Origin of the sequence: Mycobacterium sp. GA-1841, assembly GCF_001954135.1 — a bacterium.
GTDB lineage: Bacteria > Actinomycetota > Actinomycetes > Mycobacteriales > Mycobacteriaceae > Mycobacterium.
Genome location: NZ_MBEQ01000094.1, coordinates 39,855 through 60,169, shown reverse-complemented (window position 1 = coordinate 60,169; position 20,315 = coordinate 39,855). Strand labels below are relative to the sequence as shown.

25 protein-coding genes are annotated in these 20,315 nt (G+C 64.1%); 17 read left to right on the top strand and 8 right to left on the bottom strand.

Going from position 1 to position 20,315, the window contains the following annotated elements; genetic code table 11:
- The first annotated feature begins 98 nt into the window (after positions 1-98).
- The 8 genes from A5740_RS22035 to A5740_RS22000 all read left to right on the top strand — a co-directional run bounded on the left by A5740_RS22035 (position 99) and on the right by A5740_RS22000 (position 9,179).
- Positions 99-1,295 carry an MCE family protein gene (locus tag A5740_RS22035; RefSeq protein ID WP_254849293.1) on the top strand — a complete coding sequence of 399 codons (1,197 nt, stop codon included), beginning with the start codon at positions 99-101 and terminating at the stop codon, positions 1,293-1,295.
- 2 nt (positions 1,296-1,297) lie between these two features.
- Positions 1,298-2,320, top strand: coding sequence for an MCE family protein (locus A5740_RS22030; RefSeq protein WP_076197567.1), 1,023 nt, complete (start codon positions 1,298-1,300; stop codon positions 2,318-2,320).
- Complete coding sequence (locus A5740_RS22025) at positions 2,320-3,402, top strand: MCE family protein (RefSeq protein WP_076197715.1); 1,083 nt, start codon at positions 2,320-2,322, stop codon at positions 3,400-3,402. The genes A5740_RS22030 and A5740_RS22025 overlap by 1 nt, the downstream gene beginning before the upstream one ends.
- Positions 3,399-4,733: an MCE family protein gene (locus A5740_RS22020; RefSeq protein WP_076197565.1), complete on the top strand. Its 1,335-nt coding sequence runs from the start codon at positions 3,399-3,401 to the stop codon at positions 4,731-4,733. Before A5740_RS22025 ends, A5740_RS22020 begins: the two co-directional genes overlap by 4 nt.
- On the top strand, positions 4,730-5,950 hold the full coding sequence (locus tag A5740_RS22015; RefSeq protein WP_076197563.1) for an MCE family protein: 1,221 nt from the start codon (positions 4,730-4,732) through the stop codon (positions 5,948-5,950). Before A5740_RS22020 ends, A5740_RS22015 begins: the two co-directional genes overlap by 4 nt.
- A complete protein-coding gene (locus A5740_RS22010; RefSeq protein WP_076197561.1) occupies positions 5,950-7,446 on the top strand; it encodes an MCE family protein in 1,497 nt (498 codons plus the stop codon). Before A5740_RS22015 ends, A5740_RS22010 begins: the two co-directional genes overlap by 1 nt.
- Before the next feature lie 73 nt (positions 7,447-7,519).
- Positions 7,520-7,990, top strand: a complete 471-nt coding sequence (locus A5740_RS22005; RefSeq protein WP_139335293.1) for a hypothetical protein — start codon at positions 7,520-7,522, stop codon at positions 7,988-7,990.
- A 169-nt stretch (positions 7,991-8,159) separates the two neighbouring features.
- Positions 8,160-9,179 carry an iron-containing redox enzyme family protein gene (locus tag A5740_RS22000; protein ID WP_076197557.1) on the top strand — a complete coding sequence of 340 codons (1,020 nt, stop codon included), beginning with the start codon at positions 8,160-8,162 and terminating at the stop codon, positions 9,177-9,179.
- Here the strand turns inward: A5740_RS22000 and A5740_RS21995 are convergent.
- Both A5740_RS21995 and A5740_RS21990 read right to left on the bottom strand, forming a co-directional pair.
- Positions 9,159-9,398, bottom strand: coding sequence for a CDGSH iron-sulfur domain-containing protein (locus tag A5740_RS21995; protein WP_076197555.1), 240 nt, complete (start codon positions 9,396-9,398; stop codon positions 9,159-9,161). The two genes, A5740_RS22000 and A5740_RS21995, sit on opposite strands and share 21 nt — an antisense overlap.
- Positions 9,395-10,093 (bottom strand): HemK2/MTQ2 family protein methyltransferase, encoded by a 699-nt coding sequence (locus A5740_RS21990; protein WP_076197553.1) that lies wholly within the window; start codon positions 10,091-10,093, stop codon positions 9,395-9,397. The genes A5740_RS21995 and A5740_RS21990 overlap by 4 nt, the downstream gene beginning before the upstream one ends.
- Positions 10,094-10,436: 343 nt before the next feature.
- Between A5740_RS21990 and A5740_RS28550 the strand changes: the two genes are divergently transcribed.
- From A5740_RS28550 to A5740_RS28830, 6 genes are all read left to right on the top strand, one after another.
- Positions 10,437-10,862, top strand: a complete 426-nt coding sequence (locus tag A5740_RS28550; protein ID WP_139335292.1) for an STAS domain-containing protein — start codon at positions 10,437-10,439, stop codon at positions 10,860-10,862.
- 73 nt (positions 10,863-10,935) lie between these two features.
- On the top strand, positions 10,936-11,619 hold the full coding sequence (locus tag A5740_RS21980; RefSeq protein WP_083654346.1) for a cutinase family protein: 684 nt from the start codon (positions 10,936-10,938) through the stop codon (positions 11,617-11,619).
- Between the two features lie 5 nt (positions 11,620-11,624).
- Entirely contained in the window at positions 11,625-12,566 is a 942-nt protein-coding gene (locus A5740_RS21975) for a PfkB family carbohydrate kinase (protein ID WP_254849292.1), read from the top strand.
- Positions 12,567-12,575: 9 nt separating this feature from the next.
- On the top strand, positions 12,576-12,827 hold the full coding sequence (locus A5740_RS21970; protein ID WP_076197549.1) for a hypothetical protein: 252 nt from the start codon (positions 12,576-12,578) through the stop codon (positions 12,825-12,827).
- 533 nt (positions 12,828-13,360) lie between these two features.
- Positions 13,361-13,858: a DUF4383 domain-containing protein gene (locus A5740_RS21965; protein ID WP_076197547.1), complete on the top strand. Its 498-nt coding sequence runs from the start codon at positions 13,361-13,363 to the stop codon at positions 13,856-13,858.
- A gap of 36 nt (positions 13,859-13,894) precedes the next feature.
- Positions 13,895-14,050, top strand: coding sequence for a hypothetical protein (locus A5740_RS28830; RefSeq protein WP_175616322.1), 156 nt, complete (start codon positions 13,895-13,897; stop codon positions 14,048-14,050).
- Between the two features lie 3 nt (positions 14,051-14,053).
- Here A5740_RS28830 and A5740_RS21960 read toward each other — a convergent pair whose 3' ends face one another.
- From A5740_RS21960 to A5740_RS21945, 4 genes are all read right to left on the bottom strand, one after another.
- Entirely contained in the window at positions 14,054-14,254 is a 201-nt protein-coding gene (locus A5740_RS21960; RefSeq protein WP_076197545.1) for a DUF2795 domain-containing protein, read from the bottom strand.
- Between the two features lie 75 nt (positions 14,255-14,329).
- Positions 14,330-15,763, bottom strand: a complete 1,434-nt coding sequence (locus tag A5740_RS21955; protein ID WP_076197543.1) for a glyceraldehyde-3-phosphate dehydrogenase — start codon at positions 15,761-15,763, stop codon at positions 14,330-14,332.
- A 156-nt stretch (positions 15,764-15,919) separates the two neighbouring features.
- On the bottom strand, positions 15,920-16,060 hold the full coding sequence (locus tag A5740_RS21950; protein ID WP_175616321.1) for a hypothetical protein: 141 nt from the start codon (positions 16,058-16,060) through the stop codon (positions 15,920-15,922).
- Between the two features lie 53 nt (positions 16,061-16,113).
- A complete protein-coding gene (locus tag A5740_RS21945; RefSeq protein ID WP_076197541.1) occupies positions 16,114-16,755 on the bottom strand; it encodes a thioredoxin domain-containing protein in 642 nt (213 codons plus the stop codon).
- 232 nt (positions 16,756-16,987) lie between these two features.
- Between A5740_RS21945 and A5740_RS21940 the strand changes: the two genes are divergently transcribed.
- From A5740_RS21940 to A5740_RS21935, 3 genes are read left to right on the top strand one after another with little or no spacing between them, the layout of a single operon-like run.
- Entirely contained in the window at positions 16,988-17,587 is a 600-nt protein-coding gene (locus tag A5740_RS21940; protein ID WP_139335291.1) for a hypothetical protein, read from the top strand.
- A 30-nt stretch (positions 17,588-17,617) separates the two neighbouring features.
- The gene (locus tag A5740_RS28545) at positions 17,618-17,764 is read left to right on the top strand and encodes a hypothetical protein (protein WP_175616320.1); all 147 of its coding nucleotides are present in this window, start codon (positions 17,618-17,620) and stop codon (positions 17,762-17,764) included.
- A 40-nt stretch (positions 17,765-17,804) separates the two neighbouring features.
- The gene (locus tag A5740_RS21935) at positions 17,805-18,785 is read left to right on the top strand and encodes a glycoside hydrolase family 6 protein (protein ID WP_076197537.1); all 981 of its coding nucleotides are present in this window, start codon (positions 17,805-17,807) and stop codon (positions 18,783-18,785) included.
- 2 nt (positions 18,786-18,787) lie between these two features.
- Here A5740_RS21935 and A5740_RS21930 read toward each other — a convergent pair whose 3' ends face one another.
- Complete coding sequence (locus tag A5740_RS21930; RefSeq protein ID WP_076197535.1) at positions 18,788-19,414, bottom strand: hypothetical protein; 627 nt, start codon at positions 19,412-19,414, stop codon at positions 18,788-18,790.
- Between the two features lie 74 nt (positions 19,415-19,488).
- Positions 19,489-20,292, bottom strand: coding sequence for a bifunctional hydroxymethylpyrimidine kinase/phosphomethylpyrimidine kinase (gene thiD, locus A5740_RS21925; protein ID WP_076197533.1), 804 nt, complete (start codon positions 20,290-20,292; stop codon positions 19,489-19,491).
- Between the last annotated feature and the right edge of the window lie 23 nt (positions 20,293-20,315).

The window sequence follows — 20,315 nt, the reverse complement described above, 5'->3', positions numbered from 1 at the left end:
TGGTTTTCGCCGACCTGCGCAGTGCACCTCGCAGCGGCTGCCGAGGTCGCGGTGTGTCGTGAAACGAACCGTGCTGGTCGCGCGATATGGAGAAGTACGTGAGCCGACTCCACCCACCGCAGTACAAGCGGCCGCTGGCCGGTTTCGCCACTGTTGCAGCGCTGATCGGTGTCCTCGCGCTGGCGGTCAGCTTGTTTCGTGGCGACTTTCGTCAGGGAATGCCGGTGACTGTGCTTTCGCACCGAGCAGGGTTGGTTCTCAACGCCGGGGCGAAGGTGAAGCTGCACGGTGTGCAGATCGGCCGTGTCACGGCCATCGAAACCCGGCCTGACGGGCAGGCCGCCATCCACCTCGCTCTCGATGAATCCCACGTCCACCTGGTACCGGCGAACGTGCTCGTCGAGATCGCCTCGCCGACCGCATTCGGTGCGAAGGCGGTGGAACTCCGCGATCCTGAGCACCCTGTGTCACAACGCATCTCCGCGGGGCAGGTCATCGGCGCCCGCCATGTGATGGTCGAAATCAACACCCTCTTCGAGCAACTCACCACATTGCTCGATCATGTGCCACCCGACAAACTCAACGAAACACTGTCGACGTTGGGGTCAGCGCTCAGCGGACGTGGTCACCGAATCGGGCAGACAATCGATGACTTCGACGCTTTCCTGGCCGCCACCGAGCCGGCTTTACCCGCACTCAGCCATGATTTGGCCGTCGCCCCTACCGTATTCGGCACTTACGTCGATGCCGCGCCGGAATTTCTCACCACCATCGACAACGTCACCCGCATCAGCAATTCCATCATCGACGAGCGACACCACCTCGATGCATTTCTTCTCAGCACAATCGGATTGGCGCAAAGCGGTACCTCAATGCTGAGTGAGAACCGGCAGTCGCTGGCCGATGCGCTGCACCTGCTGGTTCCCACGACCCATCTGACCAACGAGTACAACGCTGCGCTGCATTGTCAGCTCACCGCGATGGCATACATGTCGAAGTGGCAGCCGCTGCGAATCCCCGGTGCCGAGGTGATCGCCGGCCTCACTGCCGGGCAGGAACGCTACCGCTATCCGGGCGACCTACCGAAAGTTGCCGCCAAAGGTGGCCCACACTGCGAAGATCTGCCGGTGCCGTTTCTCGGGCGGCCCCGGTGGGTGGTCGCCGACACCGGCAGCAACCCGTGGAAATACGGGAATCAAAACATCCTTCTCAATACCGATGGCCTCAAACAATGGCTGTTCGGCCCGCTCGACGGTCCGCCCCGCAACACCGCTCAGATCGGACAACCGGGATAACCATGCACGTCACAACAACTCTCGTCAGATTCGGTACCTTCGCCGCGGTCATGGCGTTTCTGACCGCAGCGCTCTTCATGGTTTTCGGCGAGTTCCAATCCGGTCCCAAGACGTCGTATTCGGCGCTCTTCGGTGACGCCTCAAGCCTGCACAAGGGCGACTCGGTACGCATGGCCGGCATCCGCATCGGGACTGTGAACGCGGTTTTGCTCCGTGAGGACAAGACGGTCGAAGTCGATTTCGACACCCAACGCGATGTCCTTCTCACCCAGAAAACCCGTGCTGTGGTGCGCTACCTCAACCTGGTCGGCGACCGCTACCTCGAACTCATCGACAGTCCCGGGCCCACTGAAATACTGACCGCCGGCGCGCAAATTCCTCTGGAGCGGACCGCCGGCGCACTCGATCTGGACCTGTTACTCGGCGGGCTCAAACCCGTCATCCAGGGCCTCGACCCCGCAGACGTCAACGCACTGACTTCCTCACTGATCGCAGTCTTCCAAGACCAAGGCGCCACATTGGATTCGCTGATGTCCAAGACCGCTTCGTTCACGAACACCTTGGCCGACAACAGCGCGACCGTGCAGTCGGTCATCGACAATCTGAAAACCACCCTGCACACCCTGGCCAACGACAGCGATCAATTCTCCGGAACCATCGACCGCCTGCAACGACTCGTCGACGGCCTATCGACAGATCGGGACCCGATCGGCGTTGCCATCGAGTCACTCAACAACGGCACAGCGTCGCTGGCCGGCCTGCTCACCCAGGCACGACCGCCATTGTCGGGCACAGTCGAACAACTCAACCGCCTGGCGCCACTACTCGACCAAGACAAGGATCGGCTCGAAACCGGCCTGCGAATGGCACCGGAGAACTACTACAAGCTGATCCGTACGGGCGCTTACGGCAGCTTCGTGAACTACTACTTGTGCGGTATCGCGGTACGGGTATCCGATCTGCAGGGCCGCACGGCCGAATTTCCTTGGTTCAAACAAGAAGCCGGAAGATGCGGGGAGCCCTGATGCTGAAATACGGCGGTACCCACCTCATCCGCGGTGGCCTCATCGGAATCATCTTGGTAACGCTGATCATCGCGGTCGGCCTGCAACCCGAGCGGTTGTGGGCGCGAGCATCACAGATCACCTATCAGGCATTGTTCGCTGAAGCCGGCGGTCTCAGCGCCGGCAACAAGGTGAAGCTGTCCGGCGTCGACATCGGGACCGTCACCGACGTGGTCCTGTGGGGCCTGCAGCCGCTCGTCACTTTCACCGTCAACGCGACAGTGCGGCTGGCCTCGGACACCTCGGCGCACATCCGCACCGGCAGCCTCCTGGGCGAACGAGTGCTGGTGTTGGAGTCCGCCGGCAGCGGCACCATGCGCCCCTTGGACGTGATTCCGCAGACGCGAACTTCGTCCCCGTATTCGTTGACCGACGCGGTCGACGACCTCACCACCAACGCCGCGGCGACCGATACCGCCACGTTGAACCAGTCGCTGGAGACTCTGGCAACCACAATCGACCAGATCGCTCCCCGGTTGGGTCCTACCTTCGACGGACTCACCCGGCTATCGAAATCTCTCAACAGCCGCAACCAGACACTCGGTGAGCTGCTGTCGTCCACCTCCGAAGTCACCGGTGTCCTCGCTCAGCGCAGTCAACAACTCAACACACTGATCCTCAACGCCAACGACCTCGTCGAGGTACTCGTGCAGCGGCGACAAGCCATCATCGACCTGCTCGTCAATACCTCGGCGGTGGCCCAACAACTCTCAGGCTTCATCCACGACAACGAGCAGAAACTGGCACGCACTCTGGACAAACTCAACGCGGTCACGGCAACGCTGGAACGCAGCCGAGACAACATCGCCAAGATGTTGCCCTCGTTGGCGAAGTTCCAGATCACACTCGGTGAGACCGTCGCCAATGGCTTCTACTACAACGCCTACGTGCCCGACCTGCTGCCCGGCAATCTCTTGCAGCCATTCCTCGACTACGCCTTCGGATTTCGACGGGGGCCAACCGCCGGCCAACCCGCTGACCAGCCCGGTCCGCGGCCCGAGTTCCCGATGCCCCGCAACGGTATCCCGGAGGCCCCGCGATGATCGCCACATCCCAGCTGCGTCGGGCGACCGCTCTCATGTTCGTCGTAATGATCGCTGCCGCGTCGGCATGGCTCCTGCGCGTGACGACATTCGCTCCGAAAACCATCACCGCCCTTTTCACCCACGCCAGTGCGATTTACCCCGGTGACCAAGTTCGAGTAGCTGGGGTCACGGTCGGCGCCATCGAAGCCATCGAACCTCATGGCACCCAGTCCACAGTGACCATGCACATCAATCGCACAGTGCCGGTGCCCGACAACGCCAGCGCCGTCATCGTCGCACCAAACCTTGTCTCGGCCTGCTACATTCAGCTTGTCGCGCCAAGCGCGCCGAGCGCTACGATCATCGCAGACGGTGCGCTGATCGGCCTCGATCGCACCGCGGTACCCGTCGACTGGGACGAAGTCAAACAACAACTGATGCGTCTGGCCAGCGACCTGGGACCGCACAACGGTGGGTCGTCGACCGCCGCCACCCGATTCATCGACAGCACCGCCAACGCCTTGAGCGGCAACGGCGACAAACTACGCCACACACTGGCTCAACTGTCCGGGGTCGGACGCATCCTCGCCGATGGTGGGGGAAGCATCGCTGACATCCTGAAGAACTTGCAATCGTTCGTCAGCGCGCTGAAGGACAGCAATGCCCAGATCGTCCAATTTCAGGATCGGTTCGCCACACTCACCAGCACTTTGGACAACAGCCGCTCCGAACTCGACGCAGCGCTGACCAATCTCTCGGCCGTCGTAGGTGAAATACAGAGATTCATCGCCGGCACTCGCGACAAGACCAGCGAACAACTACAGCGCCTCACCAACGTCACCCAAACCCTTGTCGATCACCGTAAAGATCTCGAACAGGTCTTGCACGTCGCGCCACACGCACTGGCCAACACCGTCAACATGTTCGACCCCCAAATGGGTTCGGGCGCCGGAGCGTTCGTGCTGACCAACTTCTCCAATCCGGTCCAGTTCATCTGCTCCTCGATCGGGGCTATCGCCAACGTGACAGCGTCCGAGACCGGCAAGCTTTGCGCCCAGTACCTCGGTCCTGCACTCAACGCTGCCAACTTCAACATGTTGCCCTTTCCCATCAATCCGTTTCTGGCGAAATCGCCACCACCCGAAGACTTGATCTACACCGAACCAGGCCTGATGCCCGGCGGAACCGGCCCTGACCCTGGTCCACCCGAAACACCCCCTGCGGTGTCGGCCTACGGCCCACCACCGGCACCACCCCATCCCAGCAACCTGCCCGAGATGCTGTTGCCGGCCGAGCAACCGACGAGGCCTGCGGAAGCACCACCGGCGACAGAGGAACCACCGTCATGAGCACCATTTCCACACTGCGGCGGCTCATCGGCGCCGGTGGTTGCATGTTGTTGACCTCGACGGCTGGATGCGCGTTTCAGGGCATCAACTCCCTACCACTGCCCGGCGCCGCCGGACGTGGACCAGACGCCCGGGTGTATCACGTCGAGATCGCCAACGTCGGGACGCTCGAAGCAAACTCGCCGGTCATGATCAGCGATGTCGTGGTGGGCAGCATCGCCAAGATGAAAGTCAAAGACGGCCACGCCGACGTCGAAATCTCGATCCGCCCAGAGGCCACGGTGGCGGCGAATGCGGTTGCCACCATCGGCCAAACCAGCCTGCTCGGATCGAGTCACCTAGCCCTCGATCCCCCCTCCGACCAATCCCCGGTCGGGCACCTACCGGTCGGCGCGACGCTCTCACTGAACGAATCTTCCACCTATCCCAGCACCGAACAGACCCTCGCTGCGGTGTCAGCGCTCATCAACTCCGGCGGTCTCAGCCAAATCGGCGACATCATCCACAACATGAACACCGCACTGTCGGGACATGAACCGCAGCTGCGTGATCTGCTCGGGCGGCTAGACCGACTCGTGGGCACCTTCGACGCGCAGCGCAGCGACGTCGTCGAAGCAATGCACGCCGTGGACCGCCTCACCGACACATTCGGTGCGCAGAAAGAGGTGCTCGTGCGCGCACTCCACACCATGCCCGGTGCACTGGACATCCTCATCCGGCAGCAACCGACGTTTACCACTGCGCTGCGTGAGCTCGGCGTTTTTGCTGACACCGCCACACAGGTGGTCGGCGACACCCAATCCGACCTTGTCGCGAACCTGCGCAACCTGGAACCCACGCTGTGCAGCCTGGCCAACGTCGGACCCGATCTGGACCGAGGGTTGGCTTTTCTGTCCAGTTATCCGCTCACCCAGGACTTCATCGACCGCGCGGTGCGTGGAGACTACATCAACTTGTTCGCCACCCTAGATCTCACGGTCAACCGGCTCAAGGGCGGTATGCTCCTCGGAACACGTTGGGGGAAAGAGGGATTGACACTCGTTCCGGCGCCCGGCGATCCCGGCTACGACGCCTACTACAGCAACAATCCCCTCGGAGTTGGCGTAGCCCCACCGATGATCCCGAACCCGACAGGACTGCCTGATGGTGTCGGACCGCCCCCACCAAGAATCCCCGGCACGCCACCACCGACCAACGGAGCTATCGGGGGCTGTTGATGCTGACACGTTTCATCCGCGCCCAGCTGATCATTTTCACCGTGGCATCAGTCATCGGTGTCGCCGTAATGGCATTCTCCTACATGCAAATTCCGACCCTGCTCGGAATCGGGCGCATCACCGTCACGTTGGAGCTGCCGGGCGCCGGTGGCCTGTACCGGTTCAGCAACGTCACCTACCGCGGCAGCCAAATCGGCAAGGTGATCGCCATCCGACCCACCGCGCCTGGCGCCACTGCACAACTCTCACTGCAAAGCTCACCGAGAATTCCAGCCAATCTACAGGCGCAGGTACGCAGCGTCTCGGCGATCGGTGAGCAGTACGTGGAACTCCGACCACGCACCGATGTCGGACCCTATTTGCGCGACGGTTCCGTGATCGCAGCCCGCGACACCACCATCCCCCAACAGGTGGGACCGATGCTCGATCAGCTCGGTGCCCTGCTGGGCAGCATCCCCAAAGACCCACTGACTCAGTTACTCAACGAAACCTCACGGGGCCTCGAAGGCGCTGATTATGACCTTGGCTCCCTGTTCGATTCAGCATCACGGGTCACTGGCCATCTTCGGGCGTCTGCAGAACAGACCCGCCAACTCGTCGAAGACAGCCAACCGCTGCTCGATTCACAGGTCCAGACATCGGATGCCATTCGCTTGTGGGCGCACAGCCTGACCGGAGTCACTACGCAACTGGTCACGAACGATCCTGAAATCCGCGGGCTGCTGGAGCGAGGTCCCGCGGCCTTCGATGAAGCCACCCGGCTCTTCGAACAAGCCAGACCGACACTCCCGCTACTTCTGGCCAACCTCACCTCGATCGGGCAGGTCGGTGTGACCTATCACCCGGCGTTGGAACAGATCCTTGTGTTGTTGCCACCGCTGACCGCCATGTTCATCGGTGCTGGGCCGAACAACAACTACGTTGGTAAAGGACTCGGCGACTTCCGACTCACGCTGGCAGACCCATCACCGTGCACCGTCGGCTACCTGCCGCCCGATCAATGGCGGCCACCGGCCGACACCACTCCAGCCGATACCCCTGATGGTCTGTATTGCAAATTGCCTCAAGACGCACCCATCGCCGTACGCGGTGCCCGCAACTACCCCTGCATGGGTCACCCCGGAAAACGCGCACCGACAGTCGAGGAATGCGACAGCGACAAGCCCTTCGAACCGCTCGCGCAACGTCAGCACGCTCTCGGCCCTCACCCTTTCGACCCCAACCTGGTCGGTCAAGGGGTACCGCCGGACTGGCGGATAGCCCAGAATGACCATCTGGACGGCCCTGCCGAGGGCACGCTCGTTCTGCCGGGCCAAGGCCCACCCAGTCCGCCACCGCGGCCAGTGATGCCCGAGGCGAGCCCACCGGTGGCCTTTTCCCGCTATGACCCCGGCACCGGAAAGTACATGGCACCCAACGGACACGTCTACGAGCAACACAACCTTGTTACCGCCGATCACGTGCCCACATGGAAGGAACTGGTCCTGCCGGCATGACCGTCCAGACACAGCGCTGCTCAACGGATTCCAAGGGAAGACTGCCATGCTCCTGGCACGTGCCACCGCGTCATTGACCATCCTGGCCGCCACAGTGACGGCGAGCATCACGACCGCGTCCGTGGCCCACGCCCTGTCGTGTGACCGGCCGATCAACGGAGCGTTCACGGTGACTTCGGACGGGCGATGGGCCAAAACCCGCGAGGTGTATCACGATGAAGCCACCGTTGTCACCGCCTGGACTGCTACGTCACAATGCGACGACGTCATGCATTGCTCCGGCTCGGTCATCAGTGAACAAGGTTGGAGCAGTGAGCTCCGTTGCCAATCCGGTCAGTGGTACACCGGGCACCGCATCGAGAATTGGCAACCGTGCCCCGACGGCAGTACCACTGCCGGCGAACAGTCGTTCCGCTTCTGGCGAGCCTCCGACGAGCCCGAAAGCTTCAAAGGTTACGACCGCACCATCGGCCCGAGTGGAGGATGCGGTGTCAACCTCTGGCTCACCATCGAAATGCCGCTCACAATCACCAGGGTGTCGTGAATCTTCGAGCGACTGGACATCAAAAACCGAATGGCCCTCGTTAATGACCGGGCACCCATGAACCGAGCATGAGCAATCCGCCGTCGACCGCGATGAGTTGGCCGGTGATCGGAGGGGCCCACAGCGATGGCTGGATTAATGCACCGCTGAACTGGGTATCTATGGCGTCGTGACATCTGCGCCGATCCTCCTGGAACCCACTCTGCCCGATCCTCGCGGTCCGTTGTCAGCTGCCGTCATCAGATTGTTGAGCGAGCGGGTGCCCTGTAATCACCTGTCCCGCGTCGAGGCGTCGCTGGCCGATGCCGACCCGTTCGGTCTCGACCTGCACCTGGCCCTGTATGTCTGCTACGAGCTGCACTACCGCGGCTTCGCCGGCGTGGATGCCGGCTGGGAGTGGGACGCCGGCCTGCTGCATCTGCGGGGGAAGTTGGAGAGGGAGTTTCTGACGGAGGTGCGGGACGCCGTCGGTGACATCGATCCCGAGGACACCGCGTTGGCCGAGATGGAGAAGATCTCGATCGAGCCGGTCGACGGTGAAGGTCTGTCATATCACCTGCGCGACAAGGGTACCTGGGAGCAGATGCGCGAGTACTTCGTGCACCGCTCGCTGTATCACCTCAAAGAGGGTGATCCGCACGCCTGGGCGATCCCGCGGCTGACGGGGCAGGCCAAGGCGTCATTCGTCGCGGTGGAATTCGATGAGTTCGGCGGCGGCCGCGGGCCGCGCCTGCACCAGCAGTTGTTCGCCGGCCTGATGGATGCGGCCGGGCTGGACTCGCGCTACCTCGGCTATATCGACGACGTGCCGGCCGAATCGCTGGCCGCCGTGAACCTGATGTCGTTGTTCGGGTTACATCGCAATCTGCGCGGCGCCGCGGTCGGGCACTTCGCCTCCACCGAGATCACCTCCTCGCCGGGTTCGCGACGGCTGGTGGAGGCCCTACAGCGCCTCGGTGCTCCGCAGGAGTGCGTCGGCTTCTACGCCGAACATGTCGAAGCCGACGCGGTGCACGAGCAGGTGGTGCGCACCGACGTGGTGGGTGATCTGGTGGCTCGCGAGCCTCACCTTGATGCCGATGTGGTGTTCGGGATTCGGGCCCATGCTCTGGTCGAGGACCGCCTGGCCGATCACATGATGGGCCGGTGGGCCGAAGGCCAGTCCTCGCTACGTCGTCCGCTGAGCTGATGCCTCGGCGTCGGTGCCACGGTCTTTGACCCGGCCCCCACGCCGATGACTGGTGTCGCACAGCGGGTAATCCTTGCTGCGCCGGCACGCGCAGATGGCCACCATGAAGCGGTCGGAATCCACCACCGTGCCGTCTGGCATCTCTATGCGGACGGGGCCCTGCACCATCACAGGGCCCCCCGGCACCGGCCGAACAATGCGGCGGTCGGTGTCACTCATGGCTTGTCCGCCCGGATCACCAGCAGTTCCTCTTCGCGCCGGGCAGTCTCCAGGCGCCCGGTTTCTTCTAGCCACTCCGCTCGGGCATTCAGCACCGGACCGAATGGAATCCACTGCCAGGCAACGATATCGGCGTCGAGGCCAGCAGCGGACAGATCCGCCAAAGTCTTGCGAGGGTTGGCGAATTCCGACTGCACAAGCAGCAGGCTGCCGCGGTCGGCGAGCAGGTCGGGCACCGCGGCGCACAGCGGGTCGAGAACCATTCGCCCGTCGTGACCGGCATCCCACGCGCGCGCCGGACCGGTCACCGCCGACAGCGCCGCGTCGTCCGGGTCGTGGGGAACGTACGGCGGGTTGCAGGTGATCAGGTCGAAAGGGCCGAACTCGGCGGCCCTGGCCCAGGACCCCAGATGCACGTCGACGGCGACGTTGTGGGCCAGGGCATTGGACCGGGCACACCGCACGGCGCGCTGACAGATATCGAAGGCCGCGACGGCCGATGCCCCCTGGCCGGCCGCGTTGACCGCCACCACGCCACTGCCGGTGCACAGATCCGCAACGGACCGGCCTACCGCGAGGCCGGATTTCTCCATCACTTCGATCAACAGCTGGGAGTCTTCTTGCGGGGCGTAAACACCGTCGGCGACGACGATGTTGCCGATCGAATTGGGCTCCGGGGTGTATGCGGTTGTCACATCGGCCTCTCAACGGTGAAGGGGTCAATACTGCCCGTGGTTAATGCCCGGTATCGCCGCAGTTCAAACGGCTGCGAGAAGGTTCTTGGCCGGTGAACGATTTCGGTGGCTGTCGGCCGCGGCGCGGTCGGCGTTCGTCATGACGCGCCGTTGTTCATATTGCCCATCCGGCGCGAGCGCCACCGCCCCTTGCGTTGTCAGAGATAACGGTTGCCGAGGACTTCGGGTGGGAGTACTTTTTGTCTGCAAGGTTGAGACCACAGCCACCACGGAAATGCCAGGACGTGGCTGCCGGTCCCCTGCACAGCCCAGCAGCGCGAATCGTCGTCTGAGGGGGTCGCCGATGTCGGTTCCGGTCACAGTTGAGCGGCGACGGGCCGAGGAAGCCGTCCGGATCGCCGGTGCACGGCGCGAGGACGGCCACGTCTATTTCACGAAACAGTGCGGTCGCACCGGCGCCCTGATCCGGGTCATCGGTGACGTCGATGCCGCCAATGCCGACCAACTCGTCGATCAGTTTCTCCAGATGGCGTGGTGTGAATGGCTGGTTCTGGACTTGACCACGCTGGAATTCATGGGCACGGCCGGTCTGGCGGCTCTGCGCACGATCAATGCCCGCTGCGCCGAGGTTGACGTGCGCTGGGCGCTGGTGGTCGGTCACGCGGCATCGCGAATGCTGGCCGTCTGCGGCCACAGTCAAACGTTTCCGACCTGTGAGTCGCTCACCGCGGCGTTGGCGTCGGTACACAAGCTCCCGAATAGCCGATGACATCGAACTAGCAGAGGAAGCCAACGTGATTGAACGGCTCATTGGTCTGATCGGTACCGCCGTGATCGCAGGAATGGGGGTGGTGTTCGCCAGTTCGGCGCCGTTGGCCTCCGCGCAGCCCTGCCCTGACGTGGAGGTGGTGTTCGCCCGCGGCACCGGTGAACCTCCCGGCGTAGGCCCGACCGGGCAGGCGTTTGTCGATTCTCTCCGACATCGCGTGGGCGACAAGACTTTCGGTGTCTACCCGGTCAACTATCCGGCCACCGATCAGTGGACCACGGGCGTTGACGGCATCCGCGATGCCGGCGCGCACGTCACCAAGATGGCCGCCGACTGCCCCGATACCAAGATGGTGCTCGGCGGATATTCGCAAGGAGCGGCGGTCATGGGCTTCGTCACCTCCGCCGCCGTCCCCGATGGCGTCGATCCCGCGACGGTGCCCAAACCGTTGGCGCCGGAAGTCGCCGACAAGGTGGCCGCCGTCGTGCTCTACGGGACACCGAACATCCGGGCGATGAACTTCCTGGGTGAACCGCCGGTGGTCATCGGCCAGCAGTACGTGGACAAGACCCTCAAGGTCTGCGCCCCGGAGGATTTCGTCTGCTCGGACGGTCTCAATTTCGCGGCGCACACCTCTAGTGGCTACGACAGTTTGGTCAACCAGGGTGTCGACTTTGCTGCCGGCCGCCTCGGGTTGGCGCCACCGGCGGGACCGGCCGCACCGGGAAGCTGGGATCAACCGCCGGCCAATCCGTAGACCGCGTGGTAGTCGGCCTCGACGTCCTGGTGATTGGGCAGATCGGCCGAGACGTCGCGGTGCGGATGCGCCGGTTACCCGCGCCCGGCGGCTCCGCGACGATCACCGAACGTCGCGAAATGTTGGGTGGTAAGGGTGCCAACCAGGCCGTGGGGTTGGCTCAACTCGGTGTCAGGGTCGGATTGGTCGGGGTGGTCGGACAGGACGACGCCGGCACGGCCGTTGTGCAGCAGGCGCAGGCGGACGGGATAAGCACCACGCATGTCGTCAGGCGGGGACAGACGGCACTGCTCGTCGATGTCGTCGATGACGACGCCAATCGTCAACTGTTCGAGCATGTTCCACCCGAGGCCCTGCTCACGGTCGAGGACATCGACCAGGCCGGCGCACAGATCGCCCAGGCTCACACTGTGTCCCTGCAGCTTCAGCAGCCTCATGATGCGCTACTGGCGGCGGCCAGGCGGGCTCATGACGCAAATGTCCGAGTGGTCGCCGACGGAGCGATCGATCTCGACCACGACCGTGAGCTTCTCGGGCTACTCACGGTGTTTCGTGCTGACGCCGCGGAGGCCGAAGGTCTCGCCGGCGAGTCGATCGACACCGAGTCCAAAGGGGCTGCCCTGGCCTCGCGCCTTCTGGACCGTGGACCGGAGTTGGTGGCGCTGGCCATCCGCGGTGTCGGCGATCTCTTGGCGTGGCCCGGCGGCAGCAAGCTCTTTCCGCATTCGTCGGCACCGGTGGTCGACCGTACCGGTGCCGGCGACGCATTCATGGCCGGCCTCATCGCCGGGCTCGTCCGCGGAGCTGATCCGATCGGGGCCGGCCGGCTGGCGGCCCAAGCTACGAGTGTCGTCGTGCAACGCCTGGGTGGCCGCCCCGCGCTACAGGGCTTAGGAACTTTGGCGAGCGGGCATAGCTATGGGCTGGCGAACAACGCACGACGGTGAGGACGACTGATGACGATCTCGGCTGACGACGTACGGCGCTTATTGGCCTCGGATGAGGCTGATGCGGTTCTGGTGTTGATTCAGGGTCACACCGATGTGGTGCCGGCCGGACGCCTCGACACGGATGATTACCGTGGCGCGCTCCGGGTGGTCTCCAAGTCGGACCTCATCGGTCAGACCGATGGAGTGCAACTGTCCGAGCAGCAGATGGCCGAGGAAGCGGCCAAGCTGGATTCGGAGATTTCGAATCTCGGTGCATGATCGCGGGTTTTGCCCGGGCCTGCGGTCGGCACGGGACCTGTGATCGCATCAGTCACGGTTCGTAGGGGATATTCGATGTGCCCGCCTGTTAGCGACAATCGAGCGACAATCGCCACACGGGTGCCGTTGCACCTCACCAATCCCATCGCCGCTTCGGGCTTTCGTCACTCCGGCACCCTCAGCCTCGTGCGTCTCATCTGTCCTATGCCCGGTTGCGAGCGACTCTGTCGCTGATAGCTGGACATCGCCAAATCCGTGACATATGTGGCAGTTGAACGCTCACGTGACGTGAGTAAATAGTGTGCGCGTGACCAAAGGTGCCCTTGGTGCTTGTGCGGCGATAGTCGCTGAGAAGTCGCGCATAGTCGGGCAGCACGGCAGCTGCTCCCATTTCGCGGCACGCCGACGTCGACCAGCCGCTGGACACGCGATGGGTGCCGACCCGGATCAAAGGCGCGGCGTGTGGGACAGCAATGCCCGGGGTACCCGTTGCGCGGAGCCGACGAGGCTCCTCTGGCGAAGGGGTGTGCATCATGTCGAAACCAACTCCACCACGGGCGGGGCGCGCCGGTCACGCGACCCCGTTGCAGGTGACCGCAACGGCGGTGGCAATCCTGTTTTTCATCGTCGGCATCCTGGGCTTCATCCCGGGCATCACCACCAACTACGGCGACCTGACCTGGGCCGGGCACCATTCCGGCGCGATGTTGTTGGGCGTGTTCGCCGTCTCCGTACTGCACAACCTCGTGCATCTGGCGTTCGGCGCTGTCGGTTTGGTGATGGCGCGCCGCGCGGGCGCGGCGCGGGCGTACCTGATCGGCGGCGGTCTCATCTACGCCGTGCTCTGGTTGTACGGCCTGGTGATCGACCGGGGGAGCTCCGCAAACTTCATCCCGGTCAACACCGCCGACAACTGGTTGCATTTCGGCCTGGCTGTGGTGATGGTCGGACTCGGTGTGGTGTTCGGGCGCGAAGCGTCGGCGCAGTGGACGAACGGTGCCGGAACCGGCGCCCCGGGAACCATCGAGTGATCCCGTAAGCGCGTGATCCCGTAAGGGGGTATGACCATGGAACGCGAAAGCTCCAAGCACAGTCCTCGCGAGGACGATGCGCTCAAGAGCGAGTTGCGCGGCACCCTGCAGGGCAACCGGTCGAGCCGGGTCGAGGAATGGCGAGACCCCGAGCCGCCTGCCGACGACGACCCGGACATTCCGACGACGTAACGCTCAGCCGCCGAGGGAATCGGTGGACCCGAGGGCCTTCATCACGGCATCGGGCCCATCGAACTCGCCGGACAGCCCGCCGAGGGCTTGGACCACATCATCGCCGGCACCGTTCTGCTTGGCATGGTCAGCCAGGTTCTGCGCCGATCCGGGGTAGTCGAATCCGGCCAGGCACTTTTGCACTTCTGTTACTTGTAATCCCATGCGGGCGGCGATACCCGGGCCTGCGCGCCTGAAACGCCGTCACAGCTGCCAATCGGCTGTGCGTCGGCGATCAGGTCAGATCTGCGGATAGGTCGGGTACTCGATGCCCGACAGGTACTGGACTGTCCGCACCACCTGCGACGAATAGCCGAATTCGTTGTCGTACCAGACGTAGAGGATCACGTTGTCCTCGTCGACGATCGTCGCGTTGGCGTCGATGATGCTGGCCGCGCGGGAGCCGATGAAATCGCTCGAGACCGCATCGGTTGCCGCGGTGTAGTCGAGGTTGCGGCTCAACGGTCCCGACAGCGACGCCTGGCGCAGGTACTCCAGGGTTTCTTCCTTGGTGGTCGCCTGGTGCAGCTGCATGTTGAGGATCGCCACCGACACATCCGGGGTGGGGACGCGAATCGAGCTGCCACTGATCTTGGCTTTCAGCTCCGGCATCGCCTTGGCGACAGCGGAGGCCGCACCGGTCTCGGTGAGCACCAGGTTGAACGGCGCGGACCGGCCGCGGCGGTCGGCCTTGTGGTAATTGTCCAGCAGGTTCTGGTCGTTGGTGAACGAGTGCACGGTCTCCACGTGGCAACGCTCGATGCCGAACTTGTCGTCCATGGCCTTCAGCGGCGGAACGATCGCGTTGGTGGTGCACGAAGCGCAGGAGTAGATCTGCTGGGTGAGATCGAGCGACCGGTGGTTGACCCCGTGCACGATGTTGGGCACGTCGCCCTTGCCCGGTGCGGTCAGCAAAACCTTGGCGATGCCGGGACGCAGATGCTTCGACAGGCCGTCGCGGTCGCGCCACTTGCCGGTGTTGTCGATCAGGATCGCGTTGTTGATGCCGTACTCGGTGTAGTCGACCGACGCCGGGTCATCGCTGTGGATGAACTTGATGACGTTGCCGTTGGCGATGAGGCAGTTGTTCTGATTGTCGACCTTGATCGAGCCGTTGAACTGGCCGTGGACTGAGTCGCGGCGCAGCAATGACGCCCGCTTGGCCAGGTCGCCCTCTCCGTTGCTGCGGATCACGACGGCGCGCAGGTTCAGGCCGTTGCCCGAGCCGGCTTTCTCGATGAGCAGGCGTGCGACAAGCCGGCCGATGCGACCGAACCCGTAGAGCACCACATCCCGGGGGCCTTGCGGCTCGGTCTTGTTCTCACCGGTCACCTGGTCGAGGATCTGCGCGGTGAACTCCGGGATCGACAGCTGACGGTCGCTGGCGTGGTAGGCCATGACCAGCAGCCCAAGGTCGATCTTCGAGGGGCCGAGATCGAGGTTGGCCAGGGCCTGCAGGAACGGAAAGGTCTCTTCGACCGACAGCTCCTCGCCGCCGACCTGTCGGGCGAAACGATGGGTCCGCAGGATGGAGATCACCGACTTGTTCACCAGCGACCGGCTGTGCAGGAGCACTGTCACGCCCTTCGCCCGGTGCAGGGTGCCGATGAGAGGGATCATCGCCTCCGCGAGTGCTTCCTGGGCATTCCAATGGGCGAGTTCTGGCGAGTTCAAATCAAGCGTCCTGTGGGTCGTGTGGGCTGGCCCTCGGATGAGTAGCGCCTTGATGTTAACGATTGTCGGTTTCCACAAAACGCGATGGTCGGCCGATGAGACCAGCAGTGGTGCAGGTCACAGTGCAAATTCACCCGAGACGTCGGCCAGATGGACTCACATTCGGGCGTCGATCACGTCCGGTAAGGCCGTCAAGAGCTTCGCATCCGCACTGAGCAAGGTGAGCCGTTCCACGGCGGCCTGGGCGACCAGGATCGGGTCGAACGGATCTTTGTGGGGAAGTGCGGTGAACTCCAACGCGAGGGTGTGGCGACGTGTGATGGGTAGGTCGCGCAGGCCGGATCGGTCTATCAGGCGGGAAGCCGGTCCAGCCAGTCGGAGTTGCCGTCGACCGATTCGCCATCGATGACCACCAGCGGCACCCCGGATTCAGGGAAGCTGCGCAGCAGCGGGAGATTGTTCGCCGCGATCGCGCCGGCGTCGTAGGGAATCGGAAGCCCGAGCTTGATCATGTTCTGCGCCGCCGGCGGAGCGCCGACGTGGTCGGCCAGCCCGGCGAGCTGATCGTTGCTCAGATCGATCGGACCCTTCTCCTTCGGTTGTTGTTCCGCGGAGAAGATCTGCTCGATGAACCGCCACGTTATTTCGCTCGACCGGGAGTGGTCGGCGACGGCGTAAGCCGCGTAGATCGCACGGGTGTCGTAAGTGCCACTGGCCGAATATTTTTCGAGGAAATTGACCAGCCGCAGGTTGATGTGGAGCTGGCCGGCCTCGATGCGCCGGCCGATTTCGGCGCCTTGGTCACGGACCATCTTTCCGCTGTAGGGGCACAGTGGGTCCAGGTACAGCTCGATCTGGCCGGGCGCGGCCGGATCGCCGAGGGAGAGGGCATCGCCGGCCGGTGACGCTTCAGCAGCCGAAGCGCGTCCGGTGCCGCTCCAGGTCAGTACCGCGAGCAGCAGCGCGAGCGTCACCGCCATCGCCGTCCGCATCGCAGAGCCGGCTCTCGTCTCATTCGCAGTCATGTTCTCCATCATGTCTGAGCCGGAGACCGAGAGATTCCCTCCGAGGCCCGGCCTGAGACAACGGAGCGGGGCCGCTCCTGCGTGGTGCGTCGCGACCGCACGCGGAAATGTGAAGTTGGTCCCCCCGTGATGTTGGGCATTGCCCTGTAATGACACCCGGTGTCAAAATCATTCATGTGGTCGTAACGCCGGTGTTGACATGCGCGTGAGTGCGTCGACGTCCATGCGTCGGCCATGGATATTGCGCGCTTTCGGGAGCGGCGCCCTCGTCCGACGACACGACCGCATCGACGCCGCAGTCATTTTGCTCGGCGTCGTCGCACTGATCATCGCGGTGCCGGCCGCGGTGCTGGTGGGCCGGGCCGCATACGCCGACAACGCCGCTCGAAATGTGGAATACGCCAAGTCGGTTCATCCGGTCGAGGCCAGTGTCACCCAGCTTGGCACCACCGCTCCCTCCCGCGTTCCGCACGCGCCCCGACGCGTCGGCGTGCGCTGGACTTCGGCATTTCAGGAGCAGACGGCCTTCGTCTCCACCGCTGAGCCAGTGCAGATCGGCGACCGGATCACGGTGTGGCTCGACAAAACGGGCGCGGTGAGCAAACCGCCCAAAAGTGATGCAGAAGTGCAGGGCTCCGCCATCAGTGTGGGTTTGGCCCTGTGGGCGGCCACCGCGCTGGTGTGCCTGGCCACGATCTCAATGCTGCGCGTTGCACTGAACCGACGACGTGACGCTGCATGGGACGAGCAGTGGTATCAGTTCTGCACCACCGGCGGTCGGGCCAACCGCGATCATTGACCTTGGTTGTGCCGGCCGGACATCGCTGGAATGCTCGCCGAGCAGCACCGCAGCCAACCCCGCGACGGTAGGGGCAAGCATCGCTATCAGCCCGAAGAGTTCGGCATTGACTCCGGGCAGTTACGTGAGCGGATGAGCTTCTACACCCGAGCGTTGGCCGATTCCGAGAACCGGTGACTGGCTTTCGACGCGTCGCGCCATTACTTTCCCTGAGGTGATGTCCTCAGCCATCAGCGCCGTCGGGCGCCTGCTCGCTCCTGTTCTGACCGTCGCCTCCGTTGTCGGCGTGGGTCTGGTCACCACGCAACCGACGTCGGCGGTGCGCCTGGTCAGTGATGGCAACCCGCTCGAGGGCCAGTCGTTCTACGTCAACCCGTCGTCGAAGGCCATGCGCGCCGCACAGGGCAATCCGAGCCCCGAGTTGCAGGCCATCGCCAACACTCCGACGGCCTACTGGATGGACAACATCTCCAGCCCCGCGGTGGATGCCAAGTACATCGCCGCGGCGCAGGCCGCCGGCACCATGCCGATTCTGGCGCTCTACGCGCTCCCGCACCGTGACTGCGGGAGCTACGCCGCCGGTGGCTTCGGCTCGGCCGCGGCCTACAAGGGCTGGATCGACGGTGTCGCCGCCGCCATCGGGGGCGGGCCAGCCGCGGTCATCCTCGAACCCGACGCGCTGGCCATGGCCGACTGCCTATCGGGTGATCAGCGCGAGGAACGCTACAACCTCATGAGCTACGCGGTCGACACCCTCACCCGCAACCCGGGCACCGCGGTCTACGTCGACGCGGGGCACTCCCGCTGGACGGCCGCCGACGAGATGGCCAACCGGCTGAACCGGGTCGGGGTCGCCAAGGCCCGCGGCTTCAGCCTAAACACCGCCAACTTCTTCACCACCGAAGAGGAAATGGGTTATGGCGACGCCATTTCCGGCATGACCGGCGGCAAGCCCTACGTCATCGACACGTCGCGCAACGGCGCCGGACCGGCCGAGGGCGAGATGTACTGGTGCAACCCCAGTGGCCGGGCGCTCGGTGCTGCGCCGACCACGGCCACCGGGAACGGCAACGTCGACGCCTTCCTCTGGGTCAAGCGTCCCGGTGAGTCCGACGGCGCGTGTGGTCCCGGCGAGGCGTCCGCCGGCACCTTCGTCAGCCAGTACGCGATCGACCTGACCCGCAACGCCGGCCGGTAGCCCTACTGCGGCGGGGGAGCCGTCTCGCATTCGGCGAGCATCGGGGTGGAGAAGTTGACGGAGCCGACACCCCCGAGTGTCATCCCGTTGTCGGCCAGCGTCATCGTCGTGGTGTACCGGCAGGTCTGAATTCCGGTCAGGCCGGTGAGGAACTCGACGTCGTAGGTGTAGAGGAACGACCGCACGAGCTGGTTCGCGTCCCACGGCACGTCCAGGGCGAAGCCCAGCGATGATCCCGATCGGGCGTTGAGAATCCGGGGACCGACCTCCCCGATTCCGGGGGTGAGGTAGAACGGCGTGCCGTCCTTCTTGGTGCCCGAGACACTGATGCTCTTGATGCGATAACCGGTGGCCCCCGGCGGGATGACCGGGCCTCGGCGGATGTTGGTACTGAACAGGATTGAGTAGTTTGTGCCGCCCACGATCGCTGTCGTGCTGAAGCTGGTGGCGGTGAACTCCTGCGGCAGCTGGGCTGCGCAATTACCGACTTTTCCGGACGGGTCACCGCACTCCTGTGGTGCCGCCAGGGCCGCCGGTGCAAGTGCCGCAACTCCGATGGCGGGCACCGTGAACGCGGCGCCGCGGATGAACGTGCGTCTGGAGAACGCACTTCCTGAACGATTCGTCATTGGTCTTCCTCCTTGTTCGCTCGTGCTTGCCTGCAATTCCGAAGCTACAAGGGTGACCTGCGGTCAGGTGGAACTTACGCTGTGCCGCCCGCGCCCTGCCACACGGTGTCGAAGGGGGCGTTGCCACCGATCCGGTCGATGATGCCGGCGGTGGTGAAGTCCTTGGCCAGGCGTACCGCATCGACGACGTCCGAGCCCTTGGCCAGGGCTGCGGTGATCGCGGCGGCCAGCGTGCAGCCCGCACCGGCGACGCGCGCCTGCCCGACCTTTGGTGCGCGCAGGATTTCGATGTCGTTACCGTCGAAGACCACGTCGACGGCGTCGTCGCCGGGGAACTCCACTCCGCCTTTCACCACGACGCAAGCCGGCCCGAGGTCGGCGATGCGTCGGGCGGCCTCCACGAGATCGTCGACCGAGGAGATGTCCTGCATCCCGGACAGGGTGCGGGCCTCGAACAGATTTGGGGTGGTCACCGTGGCAAGCGGCAGGATCTGCCGGCGCAGTGCGGTGTCGGTGTCGAGGGCGGCACCGGGCTCCTGGCCTTTGCAGATCAGGACCGGGTCGACGACGACGTGCCGCCAGGGCTGGCGGGCGAGGCCCTCGGCGACGACGTCGATGGTGGCGGGAGTGCCGAGCATGCCGATCTTGACGACGTCGAGGTCGTACGCCGATGTCGCCGCCTCGATCTGGTCGGCGACCACCTGCGGATCGACTGGCACGAAGCGGTGCACCCAGTTCGCCTTCGGATCGAACGACACGATGCAGGTCACGGTGCCTACGCCATAGGTGCCGAACTGCTGAAAGGTCCGCAGGTCTGCTTGCAGACCGGCGCCGCCGGTCGCTTCGGATCCGGCGATGACATAGGAGAGGTCGACCACGTTACGAGCCTACGACAACGGCC